This is a genomic window from Sphingomonas sp. (assembly GCF_036402235.1).
GTDB lineage: Bacteria > Pseudomonadota > Alphaproteobacteria > Sphingomonadales > Sphingomonadaceae > Sphingomonas.
This window is the reverse complement of sequence record NZ_DASWTG010000067.1, coordinates 28,605-46,121: the sequence shown is the minus strand read 5'-3', so window position 1 is coordinate 46,121 and position 17,517 is coordinate 28,605. Positions and strand designations below refer to the sequence as shown.

At 68.5% G+C, this 17,517-nt stretch carries 19 protein-coding genes; 13 read left to right on the top strand and 6 right to left on the bottom strand.

The genetic code is table 11. The features are described 5' to 3' along the window. From pdxH to VGD28_RS13745, 3 genes are read left to right on the top strand one after another with little or no spacing between them, the layout of a single operon-like run. Positions 1-579 carry a pyridoxamine 5'-phosphate oxidase gene (gene pdxH / locus VGD28_RS13755; RefSeq protein ID WP_331028915.1) on the top strand — a complete coding sequence of 193 codons (579 nt, stop codon included), beginning with the start codon at positions 1-3 and terminating at the stop codon, positions 577-579. Further along, entirely contained in the window at positions 576-1,493 is a 918-nt protein-coding gene (locus VGD28_RS13750; protein ID WP_331028914.1) for a cation diffusion facilitator family transporter, read from the top strand. Before pdxH ends, VGD28_RS13750 begins: the two co-directional genes overlap by 4 nt. Continuing rightward, positions 1,493-2,179 carry a GNAT family N-acetyltransferase gene (locus VGD28_RS13745; protein ID WP_331028913.1) on the top strand — a complete coding sequence of 229 codons (687 nt, stop codon included), beginning with the start codon at positions 1,493-1,495 and terminating at the stop codon, positions 2,177-2,179. The genes VGD28_RS13750 and VGD28_RS13745 overlap by 1 nt, the downstream gene beginning before the upstream one ends. 9 nt (positions 2,180-2,188) lie before the next feature. On the opposite strand, the gene VGD28_RS13740 is transcribed toward VGD28_RS13745, so the two are convergent. Together VGD28_RS13740 and mnmA are read right to left on the bottom strand one after the other, a co-directional pair. After that, a complete protein-coding gene (locus VGD28_RS13740; RefSeq protein ID WP_331028912.1) occupies positions 2,189-3,112 on the bottom strand; it encodes a helix-turn-helix domain-containing GNAT family N-acetyltransferase in 924 nt (307 codons plus the stop codon). A 77-nt stretch (positions 3,113-3,189) separates the two neighbouring features. Then, a complete protein-coding gene (gene mnmA / locus VGD28_RS13735) occupies positions 3,190-4,299 on the bottom strand; it encodes a tRNA 2-thiouridine(34) synthase MnmA (protein ID WP_331028911.1) in 1,110 nt (369 codons plus the stop codon). 158 nt (positions 4,300-4,457) lie between these two features. On the opposite strand from mnmA, the gene VGD28_RS13730 reads away from it, so the two are divergent. The 3 genes from VGD28_RS13730 to VGD28_RS13720 all read left to right on the top strand — a co-directional run bounded on the left by VGD28_RS13730 (position 4,458) and on the right by VGD28_RS13720 (position 5,520). Beyond that, positions 4,458-4,685: a hypothetical protein gene (locus VGD28_RS13730; protein WP_331028910.1), complete on the top strand. Its 228-nt coding sequence runs from the start codon at positions 4,458-4,460 to the stop codon at positions 4,683-4,685. Positions 4,686-4,785: 100 nt separating this feature from the next. Beyond that, on the top strand, positions 4,786-5,085 hold the full coding sequence (locus VGD28_RS13725) for a DUF1153 domain-containing protein (protein ID WP_066578869.1): 300 nt from the start codon (positions 4,786-4,788) through the stop codon (positions 5,083-5,085). A gap of 171 nt (positions 5,086-5,256) precedes the next feature. Then, positions 5,257-5,520, top strand: a complete 264-nt coding sequence (locus VGD28_RS13720; protein ID WP_331028909.1) for a GlsB/YeaQ/YmgE family stress response membrane protein — start codon at positions 5,257-5,259, stop codon at positions 5,518-5,520. A gap of 140 nt (positions 5,521-5,660) precedes the next feature. Here the strand turns inward: VGD28_RS13720 and VGD28_RS13715 are convergent, their stop codons facing one another. Both VGD28_RS13715 and VGD28_RS13710 read right to left on the bottom strand, forming a co-directional pair. Beyond that, entirely contained in the window at positions 5,661-6,374 is a 714-nt protein-coding gene (locus VGD28_RS13715) for an SIMPL domain-containing protein (protein WP_331028908.1), read from the bottom strand. Positions 6,375-6,464: 90 nt separating this feature from the next. Beyond that, positions 6,465-6,725 carry a GlsB/YeaQ/YmgE family stress response membrane protein gene (locus tag VGD28_RS13710; RefSeq protein WP_066578862.1) on the bottom strand — a complete coding sequence of 87 codons (261 nt, stop codon included), beginning with the start codon at positions 6,723-6,725 and terminating at the stop codon, positions 6,465-6,467. 265 nt (positions 6,726-6,990) lie between these two features. Between VGD28_RS13710 and VGD28_RS13705 the strand changes: the two genes are divergently transcribed. The 3 genes from VGD28_RS13705 (at position 6,991) to VGD28_RS13695 (ending at position 12,686) form a co-directional block, all read left to right on the top strand. Next, positions 6,991-8,196, top strand: a complete 1,206-nt coding sequence (locus tag VGD28_RS13705; protein ID WP_331028907.1) for an efflux RND transporter periplasmic adaptor subunit — start codon at positions 6,991-6,993, stop codon at positions 8,194-8,196. Positions 8,197-8,218: 22 nt separating this feature from the next. Beyond that, positions 8,219-11,350 (top strand): efflux RND transporter permease subunit, encoded by a 3,132-nt coding sequence (locus VGD28_RS13700; protein ID WP_331028906.1) that lies wholly within the window; start codon positions 8,219-8,221, stop codon positions 11,348-11,350. Positions 11,351-11,480: 130 nt separating this feature from the next. Further along, positions 11,481-12,686 (top strand): DUF445 domain-containing protein, encoded by a 1,206-nt coding sequence (locus tag VGD28_RS13695; protein ID WP_331028930.1) that lies wholly within the window; start codon positions 11,481-11,483, stop codon positions 12,684-12,686. Between the two features lie 27 nt (positions 12,687-12,713). Here VGD28_RS13695 and VGD28_RS13690 read toward each other — a convergent pair whose 3' ends face one another. After that, the gene (locus tag VGD28_RS13690; protein WP_331028905.1) at positions 12,714-13,127 is read right to left on the bottom strand and encodes a hypothetical protein; all 414 of its coding nucleotides are present in this window, start codon (positions 13,125-13,127) and stop codon (positions 12,714-12,716) included. An 89-nt stretch (positions 13,128-13,216) separates the two neighbouring features. Continuing rightward, positions 13,217-13,891, bottom strand: coding sequence for an HAD-IB family hydrolase (locus tag VGD28_RS13685; protein WP_331028904.1), 675 nt, complete (start codon positions 13,889-13,891; stop codon positions 13,217-13,219). Positions 13,892-13,988: 97 nt separating this feature from the next. Here VGD28_RS13685 and VGD28_RS13680 point away from each other — a divergent pair, with 97 nt between their 5' ends. Genes VGD28_RS13680 through VGD28_RS13665 form a run of 4 tightly spaced genes read left to right on the top strand, consistent with a single transcriptional unit; the run spans position 13,989 to position 17,508 of the window. Then, positions 13,989-15,095 (top strand): ABC transporter permease, encoded by a 1,107-nt coding sequence (locus tag VGD28_RS13680; protein WP_331028903.1) that lies wholly within the window; start codon positions 13,989-13,991, stop codon positions 15,093-15,095. After that, positions 15,095-15,916, top strand: a complete 822-nt coding sequence (locus VGD28_RS13675; protein WP_331028902.1) for an ABC transporter ATP-binding protein — start codon at positions 15,095-15,097, stop codon at positions 15,914-15,916. Before VGD28_RS13680 ends, VGD28_RS13675 begins: the two co-directional genes overlap by 1 nt. After that, positions 15,917-16,888: an MlaD family protein gene (locus tag VGD28_RS13670; RefSeq protein WP_331028901.1), complete on the top strand. Its 972-nt coding sequence runs from the start codon at positions 15,917-15,919 to the stop codon at positions 16,886-16,888. A gap of 8 nt (positions 16,889-16,896) precedes the next feature. After that, on the top strand, positions 16,897-17,508 hold the full coding sequence (locus VGD28_RS13665; RefSeq protein ID WP_331028900.1) for an ABC-type transport auxiliary lipoprotein family protein: 612 nt from the start codon (positions 16,897-16,899) through the stop codon (positions 17,506-17,508). Positions 17,509-17,517 lie beyond the last annotated feature (9 nt).

Below are 17,517 nucleotides of genomic sequence, written 5' to 3'. Positions count from 1 at the left end.
ATGACGACCGACCCCTTCGCCCTGTTCGACCTATGGTTCGCCGAAGCGCGCACCACCGAACCCAACGATTCCAACGCGGTGGCGCTGGCAACGGTCGATGCGGCTGGGCAGCCTTCGCTGCGCATGGTGCTGCTGAAGGGCCATGGCCCGGACGGCTTCGTCTTCTATACCAACCGCGAAAGCCGCAAGGCCGGCGAGCTGGCAGCGGTGCCCAGGGCGGCGCTGCTGTTCCACTGGAAGTCGCTGCGGCGGCAGATCCGGATCGAGGGCCCGGTCAGCCTTGCCGGCGACGCCGAGTCCGACGCCTATTTCGCCAGCCGCAGCCGCGATTCGCAGCTCGGCGCCTGGGCGAGCGACCAATCGCGGCCGCTTGCCGATCGTGCGACGTTCGAGGCGCGCTACGAAGCGATGCGCGCACGGTTCGAGGGGCAGGCCGTGCCGCGCCCGCCGCATTGGGGCGGCTATCGCGTGACGCCCGAGCGAATCGAATTCTGGCAGGATCGCGAGCACCGGCTGCACGAGCGCCGCGTCTTCACCCGCTCTGCAGACGGGTGGGACGAAGGCTTGCTGTACCCGTGAACCTCGCCCGCCGTGCCGCCCTGGCCAGCGTCTGCGCAGCGATCCTGCTCGGCGCGCTCAAGGCATGGGCGGCGTGGCGGACGGGATCGGTGGCGATGCTCGCCAGCCTCGCCGACAGCCTGCTCGATCTCGTCGCTTCGCTGGTGACGCTGGCCGGCGTCCATATCGCGGCGCAGCCCGCCGACGCCGAGCATCGCTTCGGCCATGGCAAGGCGGAAGCGCTGGCGGCGCTGTTCCAGGTCGCGCTGATCTCGGTCTCCGCCTGCCTGATCGCGGTCCGCGCGGCGCAGCGGCTCGCCGCGGGCGATGTCGCGGCCGACGCGGGGTACGGGATCGCGGTATCGATCGCGGCGATCGTCGTGACGCTGCTGCTCACCGCCTATCAGCGCCGCGCGATCGCCGCGACGGGATCGGTGGCGATCAAGACCGACCGGCTCCATTATCAGTCCGACCTGCTGCTCAATGCCGGGGTGATCGCGGCATTGGTGAGCGAGCAATATCTGGCGTTCGCCGGCGCCGATCCGCTGTTCGGCATCGCCATTGCGCTATGGCTGCTCTGGGGTGCGTGGCGCGGTGCGAGCGAGGCGATCGGGCAGCTGATGGACCGCGAATGGCCCGACCAGAAGCGCCGCGCCTTCGTTGAGGTCGCGGCGCGCGAGCCGGGCCTCGAAAGCCTGCACGACCTGCGCACGCGCACCAGCGGGTCGCAGGACTTCGCGCAATTCCATATCGCGCTTCCCGGCACGACCTCGGTCGCCGACGCGCATGCGCTGGTCGAAAAGCTCGAGGCGCGGCTTGAAGCCGAGTTTCCGGGCACCGAGATCCTGATCCATGTCGATCCTGCGGGGCATGTCGATCATCCCGGCGACGAACTGCGCGAGGCCGACGAGATCGAACAGCTCAGGGAATCATGATGCCCGTTGCCCCGCATCCGCTCGACCGGCCGGTATGGACCGCGTTGACCGGGCGCCAGGCCGGCTTCGCCGCGGGCGATGCGCGCGCGCTGCGCTACCGGCCCGAGATCAACATCCTCGCCGCGGCCGCCGACGATTCGCCTGCGGCGCTGGCGGCGCTTGCCGCGCTGGTGCCGCCGGGGGGCCGGATCGCAACGGTCGAGGGTGCCGAGACGCCGGTGCCGCCGGGCCTGACGGTGGTGAAGCAGGCGTTGCTGGCGCAGATGGTGCTGGAGCGCCCGGTCCCGGCCGAGCCGGTCGACTATCTCGACCTGGGCGACGCCGACGCGCCCGAGATGCTCGCGCTGGCGACGCTGACCGAGCCGGGGCCGTTCGTCGAGGCGACGCACCGGCTGGGCGAGTTCATCGGCGTGCGCGACGGTGGCCGGCTGGTCGCGATGTCGGGCGAGCGGATGCGCGCGCCGGGGCTGACCGAGGTCAGCGCGGTGTGCACCCATCCCGACTGGCGCGGCCGCGGGCTTGCGGGCAAGCTGATGCGGGTGGTGATGGCGCGGATCGTCGCACGCGGCGAGACGCCGTTCCTGCACAGCTATGCCAGCAACGCCGGCGCGATCTCGCTCTACGAGAAACTCGGCTTCCGCGTGCGGCGCGAGGTGATCGCGACATTCCTGGAGCGGCAGGGCTGACGCGAGGCGCTACAGCGCCAGCGACCAGGTCTGGCCGACAAGGTCCTTGCCGAACGAGCGGTGCGGCGCCTCGTCGATTAGCCTGAAGCCGGCCTGCTCGTAGATGTGGCGCGCGGCGGCGAGGACGCTGTTGGTCCACAGATCGAGCCGGGCATAGCCAACCTCTCGCGCCCGCGCGATGCACGCCGCGACCAGCAGCTTGCCGACGCCCGCCCCGCGCGCCGCCGGTTCGACGTAGAGCAGGCGCAGCTTGCCGGCATCGGGCGCATCCCCGCGGACGAGGAAGATCGAGCCGGCGATCCGCCCGTCGATATCGGCGATCCATGCCGCCTCGCGCGCCGGGTCAAAAGACCGGTCGAAATCGGCGAGAATGCGCGCGACCAGCGCCTCATACTCGCTGTTCCAGCCATATTCGTCGGCATAGAGGATCGCCTGGCGCGCGATCACCCGGCCTAGGTCGCCCGGCCGCAAGCCACGGAGCACGGGGCGCGGCGGGGCTTCATCCTCGAAGATGCGGGTGATCGCCCGCGCGGCGGCCAGCAGGCCTTCGCGCCGGAAGGGCGGCAGGCCGTCGAGCAGCGTGCTGATTGCGGTTTTGGTCCCGGACTCCAGCGCAGCGAACACCGCCCGGCCTTCGGCCGTGAGCGCCAGCAACTGGTGGCGGCCATGCCCGGGATCCTCGCGCGCCGCGATCAGGCCGCGCGCGGCGAAGCGCTTGAGCGTGCGGCTGATCTGCGCCGGGTCGAGATCGAGCGCGCGGGCTATCTCTGCCCCGGTCGGATCGGTGCGGTGCGCCAGCTCGTAGAGGATCCGCGCCTCGCTGAGCGTGAACGGGCTCTTGTCGAGATGCGCCTCGAGCAGGCCGAGCCGCCGGGTATAGGTGCGGTTGAAGGCGCGCAGGGTCGCCACGTCCGCCGCATCGTTGCTCATCATGACCCCGCCATCCGATAGTGTTGACTCAGTCAACATTATCGGATGTTGACTGAGTCAACAAGCTTGATCGTGACGCCTCAGGCCGTGGCCAGCTCCGCGCGCTCGGTCTCGCGGATCCACCCGCCGCCGAGCACGCGCTCGCCGGCGTAGAGCACCGCAGCCTGGCCGGGGGCGACGCCATATTCGGGCGCCTCGAACACCACGCGGCCATCCACCAGCCGCACCGGAGCGGGTTTCGCCATCGAGCGGACCTTGGCGGTCATCGGGCCGTCATAGCCGCCGCCGAGCCAGTTCACCCCCTCGATCCGCGCGGTGCGGACGGCGAGCGCGGCCTTGGGGCCGACCACCACTTCGCGTCGCTTGGGATCGAGTCGGATGACGTAGAGCGGCTCGGGGCTGCCGCCGATCTCGAGCCCGCGGCGCTGACCGACGGTGAAGTGGATCAGGCCGCGATGCTCGCCGAGCACATTCCCGGCCTCGTCGACGATCTCGCCGGCGGTGTCCGCCTCGGGCCGCAGCTTCTTCACCAGCCCGGCATAGTCGCGGTCGGGGACGAAGCAGATGTCCTGGCTGTCGGGCTTGGCGGCGACGCCAAGGCCGATCTCGGCCGCGATCTCGCGCACCCGGCTCTTGGGCATCGCGCCGAGCGGGAAGCGCAGGAAATCGAGCTGGTCGCGCGTGGTGGCGAACAGGAAGTAGCTCTGATCGCGTGCCGGATCGGCGCCCCTGTGCAGCTCCGGCCCCTCCGGCCCGATCACCCGCTGCACATAATGGCCGGTGGCGAGGCAATCGGCGCCGAGATCGCGGGCGAGCGCGAACAGATCGGTGAACTTGGGACCCATGTTGCACTTGACGCACGGGATCGGCGTGCGCCCGGCGAGATACTCGTCGGCGAAATCGTCGATCACCTGCTCGCGGAAGCTGCTCTCGTGATCGAACACATAATGCGCGATGCCGAGCCGGTCGCACACCGCGCGCGCGTCGCGGATGTCCCGGCCCGCACAGCAGCTGCCCGAGCGCCCCGTGGCCTCGCCATGGTCGTAGAGCTGGAGCGTCACGCCGATCGTCTCCGCGCCGGTGCGCGCGGCGAGCGCGGCCACCACCGAGGAATCGACGCCGCCCGACATGGCGACGACGATCCGGCGCTTCCCAAGCGGTCCATTCAACTGAAAATCGGGTCCGGTCATCGCGCCGCCACATAGGGATTTGGGGAGCCGGATGCAAAAAACCGCCGGCGTTTACTCCCCCTTCAACCTTCGGGCTTATCCAAAATGGGTGGATTCGACCTCAAGGTGAGTAGCGTTCAGTGGACCTGAGCTTCCGATTCGACCGGGACACTGCGGTGATGACCGCCATCCCCACCGAACTCGCGGTGCTGATGGTCGGCATCGCTGCGCGTCAGGCGGCGAGTCCCACTGCGCAGCTTCAGGCAATGCTCGACCGGCCCGTGCCGGCCGGTGCGCTGCTCGCTCCGGCGCATGGTGCGTTCAACCGCGCCATGGAAGTTTCGCTGACAGGCGGCGCCGGTGCGGCTTCGTCAAATACCGCGCTAACCGGCTGGCAACAGCAATGAAGGCGGCGTTTACCGTGCCGCTTAGCCGATGCTCAAGCCGGAACGACTATGGTCGTTACAGAACAAAGACGGGGACCCCCCGCCCTGATCGAGGTAGGTAATGATTGAAAACCAGAAGATCCGCCCGGCAAAGGTGATCGGACCGCTTGGCGAGCCGCTGACGCTCGACACGCTGCCGCCGCCCGAAACGACCCGCTGGGTGGTCCGCCGCAAGGCGGAGGTGGTCGCGGCCGTCAATGGCGGGCTGCTCACGGTCGATGAGGTGTGCGACCGCTACGGTCTCACCGTCGAGGAATTTGCCGGCTGGCAGCGCGCGATCGATCGCTCGGGCATGCCCGGCCTGCGCGTGACGCGCATCCAGCACTACCGCTCGCTCTACGAGCGGCAGCAGAAATACTGATCTCCTTCCTTCTGAATTCCGGTTTCTCCCACCGCCCGCGCCCCCAAAGCGCGGGCGGACCCATTTTCCGGCTGCGCCCGTCTCAGAACGCGGGCGGAACCATTTCGGAGCGTCGCGAGTCTCTTCCTCCACAGGCTCCGCCGCGAGGCGGGCGCAAGGATGGAGGAAATCATGGACCTCGTCGGAATCATCGTGTGGCTCGTGATCGGCGGCGTCGTCGGCTGGCTCGCCAGCCTGGTGATGCGGACCGACGCGCAGCAGGGCATCCTGCTGAATATCGTCGTCGGCATCGTCGGCGCGTTCATCGGCGGGCTGATCTTCAGCGGCGGATCGATCAACCAGGGGCTGTCGGTGTACAGCTTCGTAGTATCGCTGCTCGGCGCGATCATCCTGCTGGCGATCGTCAATCTGGTGCGCCGCGGATCGGTGCGCTGAGCGTTCATTTGGAGGGGGCGCCGGCTCGCTCGCTCACCCGGCCACCCAAAGAATACACTGTCGTTGGGTGGGGGAGCGGGCCGGCGCCGCAATCTGCAAGAACCAACGGGCCGCCCCCGTGAGGAGCGGCCCTCTTCGTTTTACTTGAGCAGGAAGCGCACGCGGATGGTGACGCCGACGCGCTGCTCGCCGGGCACGACCTGAGTCGAATCCTTGGCTTCCATCCGCGCCATCATCACCGGCACCGGGCCGGGTCCGCCGCCGTCGAGCGCCTCGCTCAGCGAGACCAGCCGCTCGACCCGCATCCCCAGCGCCCGGGCATAGAGATCGGCGCGGGCACGTGCGCGCTTGACCGCGTCGGTGCGCGCCTCGTCCTGCGCGGCCTCGAGCTGGTCGATCGACAGGTTCGGCCCGTCGATCTGATTGGCGCCCTGCTTGACCAGCGCGTCGAGGATGCTGCCGCTCCGCGCGATATCGCGGAACTTGACCGCGACGCTGTTCGACGCCTGATAGCCGGTGATCACCGGCGGCTGGTTCTCGGCATAGCGATATTGCGGGTTGAGCGAGATCGTCGCGGTCTGCACGTCGCGCTCGGCGACGCCCGCCGCCTTGAGCGCGGCGAGCACGCTCTTCATCTGCGTGGCGTTGGCGGCGAGCGCGGCGGCGGCGGTCGGCGCCTGGGTCACCACGCCCGCGCGGATCGTCGCGATATCGGGAACGCGGCTAGCCTCGCCCTCGGCGACCACATCGAGCAGCGTACCCTCAGGCACGGGCACACCCGGCGCCGCGACCTGGGCGGCGGCGGTCAGGGGGAGCGCGGCGGCGGCCGCAGCGAGGGTCAGCAATCGAACCATTCAATAAGGCCTTTCCAGCTTGTTGTCCCGCCGGGCTAAGTCGTGGCGGGACAACGAAAGCTGAACGGACCCGGAAAGGCGAATCCGTAATCAGGCCGCCCGGCGGGCGATGACGACGCGATACAGCGCGAGCAGCACGACCGCGCCGATCGTGGCGGCGATGTAGCTGGCGAACTTGCCGGTCAGGCTGATGCCGATGGCCGGCGCGATGAAAGCGGCGAGCAGTGCGCCCGCGATACCGATCAGGATGGTAACGATGATGCCGCCCGGATCCTTGCCGGGCATGATCAGCTTGCCGAGTGCGCCTGCGACCAGGCCGATGAGGATCCAACCGATAATACCGTCGGGCATGCTTTCCTCCTGTTCTGCGGTTTCCGTCAGGAAAACCGCGCGGGAACTTGCCTGAGGATGGCGGCGCTGCAAACCCCGATTCGACCGTGCGGCGCAGCATGGATTCACGGCCTGTCCCCTTGCGGAACAAGACGAAAACGGGCAGGTGTTGCGCACGGATCCGGGGTGGGTGACGACGGCTCTTGAGGCCGGTGATTTATTCAGATAATACAGCGCGACGGAAATGGCCCGCGCAGGCCGTCTATGGCCGGGGAAGGGGTCGCGCATGAACTATGAGGCACGGATGTTTGGCAGGGACGAGCAGCTGGCGATCGCCGGCGAAGGGGAGGGCCGGTCGCGTCGGCGCTGGTGGATCATCGGCGGGCTGATCGCGGTCGCGGTGCTTGTCGCGGCATGGTTCGCTTTCGCCTCGGGCGCCGCTGACGGTGAGAAGGCGGCAGCCGGCGGCACGCCGGGCGAGGGCGGCGGACGGCAGCTTCCGGTCGTGAGCGTCGCCGTGCCGGGGCGCCAGGAGATTGATCGCGTGATCACCGGAACGGGCTCGCTCGCCGCGCGGCGCGAGATGCCGGTCGGCGTCGCGGGCGAGGGCGGCGAGGTCACGCGCGTGCTGGTCGAGCCGGGCGATTGGGTCGCCGCCGGCCAGGTGCTGGCGACGGTCGACCGCTCGGTCCAGACGCAGACCGCCCAGTCGCAAGCGGCGAGCATTCGCGTCGCGCAGGCCGATCTGGAGCTTGCTCAGGCCGAGCTCGAGCGCGCCAAGCAGCTGGTCGGGCGCGGCTTCATCTCGAAGGCCGATGTCGATCGCAGGACCGCGACCCGCGATGCCGCGGCGGCGCGCGTCCGCGTCGCGCAGGCGCAGCATTCGGAAACCGCCGCGCGCAACCGCCGGCTCGATATCCGCTCGCCCGCCGCCGGCCTTGTCCTGACCCGCGCGGTCGAGCCTGGCCAGATCGTCAGCTCGGGCTCGGGCACCTTGTTCCGCGTCGCGCAGGGCGGGCAGTTCGAGATGCGGGTGCAGCTGAGCGAAGCGGATCTGCAGCGCGTGCCCGTGGGCGCACGCGCCGAAGTGACGCCGGTCGGCACGAGCGAGCGTTTCGCCGGTCAGGTGTGGCAGGTATCGCCGGTGATCGATCCGCAGACCCGCCAGGGCATCGCCCGCGTGGCGCTGACCTATAACAAGGCGCTGCGCCCCGGCGGTTTCGCCAGCGCGAACATCCATTCGGGCGGGCAGGTCGCGCCGATGCTGCCGCAATCGGCGATCCAGAGCGACACCAAGGGCAATTTCGTCTATGTCCTGAACGCCAAGGACGAGGCCGAGCGCCGCCCGATCACCACCGGCGACGTTTCCGATGCGGGCGTGGCGATCACCAGCGGCCTCAACGGCACCGAGCGCGTGGTGCTGACCGCCGGCGCGTTCCTCAATCCGGGGCAGAAGGTGAAGCCGAACCTCATCAAGCAGCAGCAGCGGTGACGCGAGCGTAAGGACTAGAGTCATGGGCTTTCGCAACATCTCGGCCTGGTCGATCCGGAACCCGGTTCCGCCCATCGTGCTGTTCATCGCGCTCACGATCGCGGGCTTCGTCAGCTTCTTCCGCATGGACGTGAACAACGATCCGGACATCGATTTCCCGATCGCGATCGTCACGATCAGCCAGCCGGGCGCGGCGCCGACCGAGCTCGAGACGCAGATCACCCAGCGCGTCGAATCCGCGGTTCGCGCGCTGCAGGGCATCGACCAGATCGAATCGAACGTGACCGAGGGTAGCTCGGTCACGATCATTCAGCTCGATATCGGCACGCCGATCGACCGCGCGGTCAACGATGTGCGCGAGGCGATCAACCAGATCCGCGGCGACCTGCCCGACGGCATCCTCGAGCCGCAGGTGTTCCGCGCCAACACCACCGACAACGACATCGCCAGCTTCACCGCCATCGCCACCGACATGACGATGGAGGAGCTGTCCTGGTATGTCGACAATGCGGTGGCGAAGGAGCTGCTGTCGGTCTCCGGCCTCACCGCGGTCGACCGCGTCGGCGGCGTGAACCGCGAGATCCGCATCATCCTCGATCCTGCCAAGGTCCAGTCCTACGGCCTGACCGCGAGCCAGGTGAACCAGCAGCTGCGCCAGGTGAACCTGAACGCCGCGGGCGGGCGCGCCGAGATTTCGGGGACCGAGCAGTCGGTGCGCGTGCTCGGCAACGCGGCCAATGCGCACGCGCTCGGCCAGACCCAGATCGCGATCGGGGGCGGCCGCACCGTGCGCCTGTCCGACATCGCGCAGGTCAAGGACCTCTATGCCGAATTGCGCAGCAATGCCGAATGGAACGGCAACCAGGTGCTCGCCTTCGACATCAAGCGCGGCAAGGGCGCGTCCGACGTCGCGGTGTTCCACGCCGCCGAGGAGAAGCTCAAGGAGCTCCAGAAGCGCAACCCCAAGGTCCGCTTCGAGGTGCTGTTCAACAACACCGAATATGCCGAGAGCCAGTATGAATCCGCGCTCGCCGCTTTGATCGAGGGATCGGTCCTCGCGGTGATCGTGGTGTTCCTGTTCCTGCGCGACTGGCGCGCCACGCTGATCTCGGCGCTGGCGATTCCGCTGTCGGCGATCCCGACCTTCTTCTTCATGGAGCTGCTCGGCTTCAACCTCAACCAGATGACGTTGCTCGCGCTCAGCCTGGTGGCGGGCGTGCTGGTCGACGACGCGATCGTGGAGATCGAGAACATCGTCCGCCACATGCGCATGGGCAAGACGGCGTACCAGGCATCGATCGATGCGGCCGACGAGATCGGCGTCGCGGTGGTCGCGACCACCATGTCGATCGTCGCGGTGTTCCTGCCCGTTGGCATGATGCCGGGCATCTCGGGCCAGTTCTTCAAGAATTTCGGCCTCACCGTCGTCGCGGCGGTGCTGATGAGCCTTGCCGTCGCGCGCCTCATCTCGCCGATGATCGCGGCCTATTTCCTCAAGGCGAAGGGCCACGCCACCCATGGCGAAGGGTGGATGATGGACCAGTATATGAAGGTCCTGCACTGGACGCTGCGCCATCGCTGGTCGGCGATCGTCGGCGGCATCGTCTCGCTCGCGCTCACCGTCTATTTCTTCGCGGTGCTGCCCAAGACCTTCCAGCCCAACCTCGATCAGGATGCGGTGACCGCGACGATCGAGATGGTGCCCGGCACCACGCTCCAGCAGACCAAGGTGGTGGTCGATCGCGTCCGCGACCTGCTTGCCGCGCAGGAAGGGGTCGAGAACACCTATTCGCGCGCCTTCGTCGGCAATGGCCGCGTCACCGCGATGCTGGCGGACAAGCGCGATTTCAAGAGCGACGAGTTCGAGCGCCGCATGACGCCCGCGCTCGCCGCCATCCCCGACGCGCGCGTCTCGTTCCGCAACCAGCAGGGCTGGGGCGGGTCGGGCCGTGCGCTGACGATCACGCTGGGCGGCGAGGATCCGGCGCTGCTCACCCGCACCGCGCAGAAGATCGTCGAGGAGATGGAGGGCCTCAAATCGGTGGTCGCCCCGCGCATCTCGGGCGATCTCCAGCGGCCCGAGATCGTCATCCGCCCGCGCATGGACCTTGCCGCCAATCTCGGCGTCACCACCATGGCGCTCTCAAGTGCGATCCGCATCGCAACGCTGGGCGACATCGATCAGAACAGCGCGCGCTTCTCGCTCTCGGATCGCCAGATCCCGATCCGCGTCGCGCTCGAGGAAGACGCCCGCGCCAAGCTCTCGACGATCCAGAACCTGCCCGTCCAGACCCAGGCCGGCGGCTCGGTGCCGCTCAGCCTGGTCGCCGATATCGGGTTCGGCGCCGGCCCGACGCGGATCGACCGCATCAACAAGCAGCGCCGCATCATGATCGGCGCCGATCTCGCGCCCGGCGTGGTCAGCGGCGATGCGCTCAAGCAGATCGACCTGCTGCCGGCGATGAAGAACCTGCCGCTCGGCGTGGGCAAGCTCACCGTCGGCTCGGCCAAGTGGCAGGCGGAGATGATCCAGAACTTCATCATCGCGGTGGTGGCGGGCATCTTCCTCGTCTTCGCGGTGCTGGTGCTGCTCTACCGCCGCTTCGTCTCGCCGCTGGTCAACATGGGATCGCTGCTGCTTGCGCCGCTGGGCGGGCTGGTGGCGCTGTGGATCGCGGGGCAGCCGATCTCGATGCCGGTCTATATCGGCATCCTGATGCTGCTCGGCATCGTCGCCAAGAACTCGATCCTGCTGATCGACTTTGCGATCGAGGAGATGGAGAAGGGCGTCGACAAGATGACCGCGATCGCCGACGCCGGGCACAAGCGCGCCCAGCCGATCGTGATGACCACGGTGGCGATGGTCGCGGGCATGGTCCCGACCGCGGTCGCGCTGTCGGGCGACGCCGCGTGGCGCGCGCCGATGGGCGTCACCGTGATCGGCGGCCTGATCCTGTCGACCATCCTGACGCTGCTGATCGTCCCGGCGAGCTTCAGCCTCGCGATCGGGGTCGAGAAGTGGATGGGGCCGCGCCTGCGCCGCCGCCTGCTCACCTATACGCCCGGCGACGAGCACGGGCCGCAGGGGCCGGTGATCGAGCAGCAGGGCCGGCTTGGCCATCAGGGCGGGGAGGGAACCCAGCCTGCCGAGTGAACCAATCGCGCGCGGGGGGATTGTTACGGGCATGAACCCGTCTCCCCGTGTGCTTTCCGGCCGCGCGATTCCGGGCCGGGCGCTCGCGGCTCGCATCCGCCGCGAACCCGCGCCGCCGGGTCTGCGGCGCATGCGCTTCATCGCCACCGGCCTGCTGGTGGCGATGGCGGCGGTCTATCTCGCCGCGCGGCACTATGAGCCACTCCACCCGGCCGCGGGCTTCGTCCGTGCCTTTGCCGAAGCGGCGATGGTCGGCGGCCTCGCCGACTGGTTCGCCGTGACGGCGCTGTTCCGCCACCCGCTCGGCCTGCCGATCCCGCACACCGCGATCATCCCGCGCAACAAGGACCGGATCGCGACCGCGCTCGCCAACTTCCTGCGCGACAATTTCCTCGTGCCGGGGGTCGTCGCGCGGCGGATGCGCCGCGTCGATGTCGCGGGCGCGGCGGGCAAGTGGCTCGCCCAGCCCCCCGAATCCTCGGGCCGGCTGCGCCGCGGCGCATCGCGCATGGCGGCGAGCCTGCTCGAATCGCTCGATCAGGAGCAGCTCGGCGGGATGATCAAGGGCGCGGTCGCCAGCCGCCTGCGCCAGACCGACATCGCCCCGCTGCTCGGCCAGGCGCTCGGCGCGGCCATCGCCGAGGGCCGCCACACGCCGCTGATGGACAGCACCCTTCGCTGGCTCGCCAAGGTGGTCGACCAGAACGAGGCGCTGATCCGCAAGATGGTGCACGAGCGCGCCGGGACGATCATGCGGTGGACCGGGCTCGACGAGACGCTGGCCAATGCGATCATCGACGGCCTCTACAAGCTGGTCGCCGACGTCGCCGAGGATCCCGGCCATCCGCTGCGCGCCAAGGTCGAGGAAGGGCTGGAGAAGCTCGCCTTCGACCTTCAGTTCGACATCCCGACGCGGATGAAGGTCGAGGAATTCAAGGCCGACCTGCTCGACAATCCCGCGCTCGCCCGCTGGATCGAGGGGATGTGGGAGCAGGGACGTGCGGCGCTGCTCCGCATCGCGCGCGATCCCGATGCGGCGCTGGCCGGCAAGCTCGGCGATGCGCTGCGCCAGCTGGGCGACACGCTGCAGAACGACCCGCGGCTCGCGCACATGATCAACCGCTTCGTCCGGCGTGCCGCGGTCGGGACTGCGGCCGACTATGGCGACGGCATCGTCCGCCTCGTGTCGGACACGGTGCGTGGCTGGGATGCGCGGACGATCACCGGGCGGCTCGAGAATGCGGTAGGGCAGGACCTGCAATATATCCGCATCAACGGCACGCTGGTGGGCGGGCTGGTGGGTCTGGCGATCCACACGCTGCACACGGTGCTGTGACGTGCGCGCCATCGGCGGCTGCGCAAGCTAGCGGGCGCGTTCCGGCTGGGGCGGAGACTCGTTCGCGCTGATCGACGCGCCTGTCGACGCAATCTTCGTCCAACCTTGTTCCACCCGCTTCCCGTCCAGGTAACGAAAATAGATCGCGACCTGATCGCCTTCATCGACATCTGGACCTGTCGGCCCGCAGGTGCCGCCACCCGTCAGCCATCCGGTATCATAGGCGGGCGCGGCAAACTCTCCTAAGACCACGGCTTCCAGCTTAACGCTGAACCATTTCCCCTGAATTGGCTCGTTCAGGCGAACGTTGAAGACTCGTCCTACAATGATGACATCCGACTTCGTCGTCGCCGGATTGAGTGGGTATTTCGGAACCCTGCATGCGTGCGTGGGAATTGCCGTCACGGTCAGCAGGAACAGGGCAATTAGATACTTGATCATATCTTGATCCTGTCCGTACCAGTGCAGCGGTCCGAAATATGCGTCGTATGACTTCGCGCCTTGCCGATCTCCGCGGAGCCGGTGCCGTCTTACCCCTCCCAGTCCAGCACCGTCCACCCCCGCACCGCCGCCAGCCGCCGCAGCGGCCCGTGGGCGTTCACCGCGAACGGCTCGTCCGCCCATTCCAGCACCGGCGCGTCCGACACATGGTCGCTGTAGAAGCGTACGCGGATGTCGCCCCGTGCGATTCCCTCGCGCGCCATCCATGCCTCGATCAGCCGCAGCTTGGCCGGGCCGTAGCAATTCTCGCCCTCCAGCCCCGCGAGGACATTGCCGTCCGCGTCGCGCCGCGCCTCGGTCGCGATCACCTGCGCGATCCCCAGCCGTGCGGCGATGGCCCGCGCGTAATAGCCGTGGCTCGCGGTCGCCAGCACCGTCTCCCAGCCCGAGGCGCGATCCGCCTCCACCCGCGCGCGCGCATCGGCGAACAGGTTGCTCGCCGCGACGCTGTCGGCGAACGCTTCCGCCACGGCTTCCAGATCGGCGGGCGGGATGGCGCGGCCAAGCATCAGGCGGTGGGTGATTTCCTTGAGCCTGGCGCGGTCGATCGCCCTGGCGAGATACAGGAGCGACGCGATTCCCGCCGCGGGCAGCAATGCCAGCCGCCACGGTGCCCACGCCAGGGCGGCGTGGATCAGGAACGGCGTCCAGGTCGCCTTGCGCGTGATCGTCTTGTCCATGTCATAAATTGCAACACTTCGCATCGGAACCTTCGCGGCGCTTCCGGGATTGGGTCGGGGACGAAACATCTGTAAAGGCAAGCGCTTGCCGTACCAGCCCGAATAAACCATGGATGAGCGGATGAGCGCGCCAGCCGACTTCCAGCACGACGCGGCCGATGGCGGCACGCTCCGCTTCACCGGCAATCTGTCGTTGCGCTCGATCGGCGATCTGCCCGAGCGGCTGGCCGCGCTGGACGCGCCGGTGAACCGGCTCGACATGTCGGGCATCGACCGGATCGACACGGTCGGCGCGTGGCTGGTCCATCGCTTCGCGCGCGATCACGGCGCCCGCGTTTCGGGCCTCAACGCCGACTCGCAGCATCTGTTCGATCAGGTGGCGCAGGCCGATCAGCCGATCGAGATGCCGCTCGCCCCGCCCGGCACCTTCAGGCGCCTGCTCGCCGAGGTGGGCGAGGCGGTGATCCAGGCGTTCAAGACGCTGCACGGCCTGCTCGGCTTCATGGGCGCGACGACGATGGCGTTCGGCGCGGTGATCCTCAACCCGCGCCGCTTCCGCTTCCACGCGACGGTCCACCGCTTCGAGGTCGTCGGCGTCTCCGCGCTCGGCATCATCGGGCTGATGAGCTTCCTGATCGGCATCGTCATCGCCCAGCAGGGCGCGGTGCAGCTGCGCCAGTTCGGCGCCGAGGTGTTCACGATCAACCTGGTCGGGCGCATCACGCTGCGCGAGCTCGGCATCCTGATGACCGCGATCATGGTCGCGGGACGGTCGGGCTCGGCGTTCGCCGCGCAGCTCGGCACGATGAAGCTGACCGAGGAGATCGACGCGATGCGCACCATCGGGGTCAACCCGATGGAGGCGCTGGTGCTGCCGCGCGTGATCGCCGCGGTGCTGATGCTGCCGCTGCTCGGCTTCTACGCCTCCATCGTCGCGATCATCGGCGGCGGGCTGCTCTGCTGGATTTCGCTCGATATCCCGCCGATCACCTTCGTCCAGCGCATCCGCGAGGTCGTGCCGATCACCGATCTCTATGTCGGGCTGGTCAAGGCGCCGGTGTTCGGCGCGATCATCGCCATCGCCGGCTGCTATCAGGGCATGCAGGTGGAGAGCGACGCCGAGCAGGTCGGCACGCGCACCACCACCGCGGTCGTGCAGGCGATCTTCCTCGTCATCGTGCTCGACGCCTTCTTCGCGGTGTTCTTCACCGAAGTGGGGTGGAACTGATGACCGCGCCGACCTTCGAGGGCGACGCGATCATCCGCGTGCGCGGCCTGCGCAACAGCTTTGGCGAGCAGGTGGTGCATGACGATCTCGACCTCGACGTGCGCCCGGGCGAGATCCTCGGCGTGGTCGGCGGATCGGGCACGGGCAAATCGGTGCTGATGCGGTCGATCATCGGGCTGCAGGCGCCCGATGCCGGATCGGTCGCGGTGTTCGGCGAGGACGCGCTCGACGTCGACGAGGCCGAGGCGATCGAGATGCGCAAGCGCTGGGGCGTGCTGTTCCAGGGCGGCGCGCTGTTCTCGACCCTGACCGTGGCCGAAAATGTGCAGGTGCCGCTCAAGGAGTTCTATCCGCGCATCGGCCAGGCGCTGCTCGACGAGATTTCGGCGTACAAGGTGGTGATGACCGGGCTGCAGCCCGACGCCGGCCCCAAATACCCGGCCGAGCTTTCGGGCGGCATGAAGAAGCGCGCCGGCCTCGCGCGCAGCCTGGCGCTCGATCCCGAGCTGCTGTTCCTCGACGAGCCGACCGCGGGCCTCGATCCGATCGGCGCTGCGGCGTTCGACGAGCTCACCTTGTCGCTCCAGCGCACGCTGGGGCTGACGGTGTTCCTCATCACCCATGATCTCGACACGCTCTATGCGATCTGCGACCGCGTCGCGGTGCTGGCCGACAAGCGCGTGATCGCGGTGGGCACGATTGAAGAGCTTCTCGCGTTGGATCATCCGTGGATCCAGGAATATTTCAACGGCCCGCGCGGCCGCGCCGCCGTCAGCAGCGCCGAAACGGCGGCGGATCGCGAACAGGCACAGGGGACGTAAATGGAAACCCGGTCAAATCATGTGCTGGTCGGCGCGGTCGTGCTGATCCTGCTCGCCGTGCTGGCGCTGTTCACCGTGTGGCTCGCCCGGCTCAACACCGCGGCCGAGAACGAATACGACATCTTCTTCAAGCAGGCGGTCGATGGCGTGAACAAGGGGTCGGCGGTCGCCTTCTCCGGCGTGCCCGCCGGGCAGGTCAAGGAGATCGCGCTGTTCCCGCCCGATCCCAGCCTGGTGCGCGTGCGGATCAGCGTGAACAAGGAAGTGCCGGTGCTGCAAGGCACCACCGCGACGATCCAGGGCGTGGGCTTCACCGGGGTCAGCCAGATCCAGCTCGACGGCGCGGTCAAGGGCGCGCCGCCGATCGTCTGCCCCGAGGTGAACCCGCGCAGCGTGTGTCCGCTCGGCGTGCCGGTGATCCCGACCAAGCAGGGCGGGCTCGGCGCGCTGCTCAACACCGCGCCGCGGCTGCTCGAGCGGCTCTCGACGCTGACCGAGCGGCTGACCGAATTGCTCTCCGATCGCAACCAGGCGTCGATTGCCGGCATTCTCGCCAACACCAACCGCATGACCGACGAGCTGGCGAAGGCCGGACCCGATCTGCGCCTGGCGATCGGCGAGCTGCGCAACACGGTCAAGCAGGCCGGCTTCGCCGCTCAGCAGATCGGCGAGCTTTCGGACACCACCGACGGCGTATTGTCGCGTGAGGTGGCTCCGGCGATGGCGGACCTGCGCAAGGCGATCGCTTCGGCCGACGGCAGCATGAAGGCGCTCGAGCGCACGCTGGGCAAGGCCGATGCCGGGCTCGATCAGGTCTCGACGCGCACCATCCCCGAGGTCAACCAGCTGATCCAGGATTTGCGCGAAATGGCGCTCGCGCTGCAATCGGTGGCGGAGAAGGTCGATCGCGGCGGCGCTGGATCGCTGATCGGTGGCCCCAAGCTGCCCGAATATGAACCCCGGAAGAAGTGAGCCCGACGATGAAGACACTTCCCCTCGCGATGGCGCTTCCGTTGCTCCTCGGCGGCTGCATCCGGTTCGGCGCCGAAGCGCCGCCCTCGCTGCTCACTCTGACCGCGGACACGCCGGTCGCGGTAGGCGAGACCACCGATTCGGCCACCGCCAAGTCGATCACGGTGATGGTGCCCAGCGTGCCGCAGGAGCTGGCGGTGGCGCGCGTGCCCGTGCGCTCGAGCGCGACCGACCTCGCCTATCTCAAGAACGCGCATTGGGTGGAGGCACCGAGCCGTCTGTTCGCGCGGCTGCTCTCCGATACGGTGTCGGCGCGCACTGGCCGCGTGGTGCTGAGCCTGCGCCAGTCGCTGACCGATCCCGGCGCGCGGCTTTCGGGCGAGCTGCGCCAGTTCGGCATCGATGCGGGGACGAGCGAGGCGGTGGTGACCTTCGACGCGACGCTGGTGCGCGACCGGCCCGCCGCGCCGGGCGGCGCGCGCGCGCCGCAGACCTTCGAGAAGCGCCGGTTCGAGGCGCGCGTCCCCGTCGCCGCGATCGACGCGGCATCCGCCGGCGTCGCGCTCAACCGCGCGGCCAATCAGGTCGCGGTGCAGGTCTCCGACTGGGTCGGACGCTAGCCGGATCAT

Excerpts from the sequence above, each read along its gene's own strand:
- pdxH (WP_331028915.1), top strand. The coding sequence starts at position 1 with ATGACGACCGACCCCTTCGCCCTGTTCGACCTATGGTTCGCCGAAGCG.
- VGD28_RS13680 (WP_331028903.1), top strand. The coding sequence starts at position 13,989 with ATGAGCGCGCCAGCCGACTTCCAGCACGACGCGGCCGATGGCGGCACG.
- mnmA (WP_331028911.1), bottom strand. The coding sequence starts at position 4,299 with ATGACCGGACCCGATTTTCAGTTGAATGGACCGCTTGGGAAGCGCCGG.
- VGD28_RS13720 (WP_331028909.1), top strand. The coding sequence starts at position 5,257 with ATGGACCTCGTCGGAATCATCGTGTGGCTCGTGATCGGCGGCGTCGTC.
- VGD28_RS13740 (WP_331028912.1), bottom strand. The coding sequence starts at position 3,112 with ATGATGAGCAACGATGCGGCGGACGTGGCGACCCTGCGCGCCTTCAAC.
- VGD28_RS13745 (WP_331028913.1), top strand. The coding sequence starts at position 1,493 with ATGCCCGTTGCCCCGCATCCGCTCGACCGGCCGGTATGGACCGCGTTG.
- VGD28_RS13675 (WP_331028902.1), top strand. The coding sequence starts at position 15,095 with ATGACCGCGCCGACCTTCGAGGGCGACGCGATCATCCGCGTGCGCGGC.
- VGD28_RS13695 (WP_331028930.1), top strand. The coding sequence starts at position 11,481 with ATGCGCTTCATCGCCACCGGCCTGCTGGTGGCGATGGCGGCGGTCTAT.
- VGD28_RS13690 (WP_331028905.1), bottom strand. The coding sequence starts at position 13,127 with ATGATCAAGTATCTAATTGCCCTGTTCCTGCTGACCGTGACGGCAATT.
- VGD28_RS13685 (WP_331028904.1), bottom strand. The coding sequence starts at position 13,891 with ATGCGAAGTGTTGCAATTTATGACATGGACAAGACGATCACGCGCAAG.
- VGD28_RS13670 (WP_331028901.1), top strand. The coding sequence starts at position 15,917 with ATGGAAACCCGGTCAAATCATGTGCTGGTCGGCGCGGTCGTGCTGATC.
- VGD28_RS13710 (WP_066578862.1), bottom strand. The coding sequence starts at position 6,725 with ATGCCCGACGGTATTATCGGTTGGATCCTCATCGGCCTGGTCGCAGGC.
- VGD28_RS13705 (WP_331028907.1), top strand. The coding sequence starts at position 6,991 with ATGAACTATGAGGCACGGATGTTTGGCAGGGACGAGCAGCTGGCGATC.
- VGD28_RS13700 (WP_331028906.1), top strand. The coding sequence starts at position 8,219 with ATGGGCTTTCGCAACATCTCGGCCTGGTCGATCCGGAACCCGGTTCCG.
- VGD28_RS13715 (WP_331028908.1), bottom strand. The coding sequence starts at position 6,374 with ATGGTTCGATTGCTGACCCTCGCTGCGGCCGCCGCCGCGCTCCCCCTG.
- VGD28_RS13730 (WP_331028910.1), top strand. The coding sequence starts at position 4,458 with ATGACCGCCATCCCCACCGAACTCGCGGTGCTGATGGTCGGCATCGCT.
- VGD28_RS13665 (WP_331028900.1), top strand. The coding sequence starts at position 16,897 with ATGAAGACACTTCCCCTCGCGATGGCGCTTCCGTTGCTCCTCGGCGGC.
- VGD28_RS13725 (WP_066578869.1), top strand. The coding sequence starts at position 4,786 with ATGATTGAAAACCAGAAGATCCGCCCGGCAAAGGTGATCGGACCGCTT.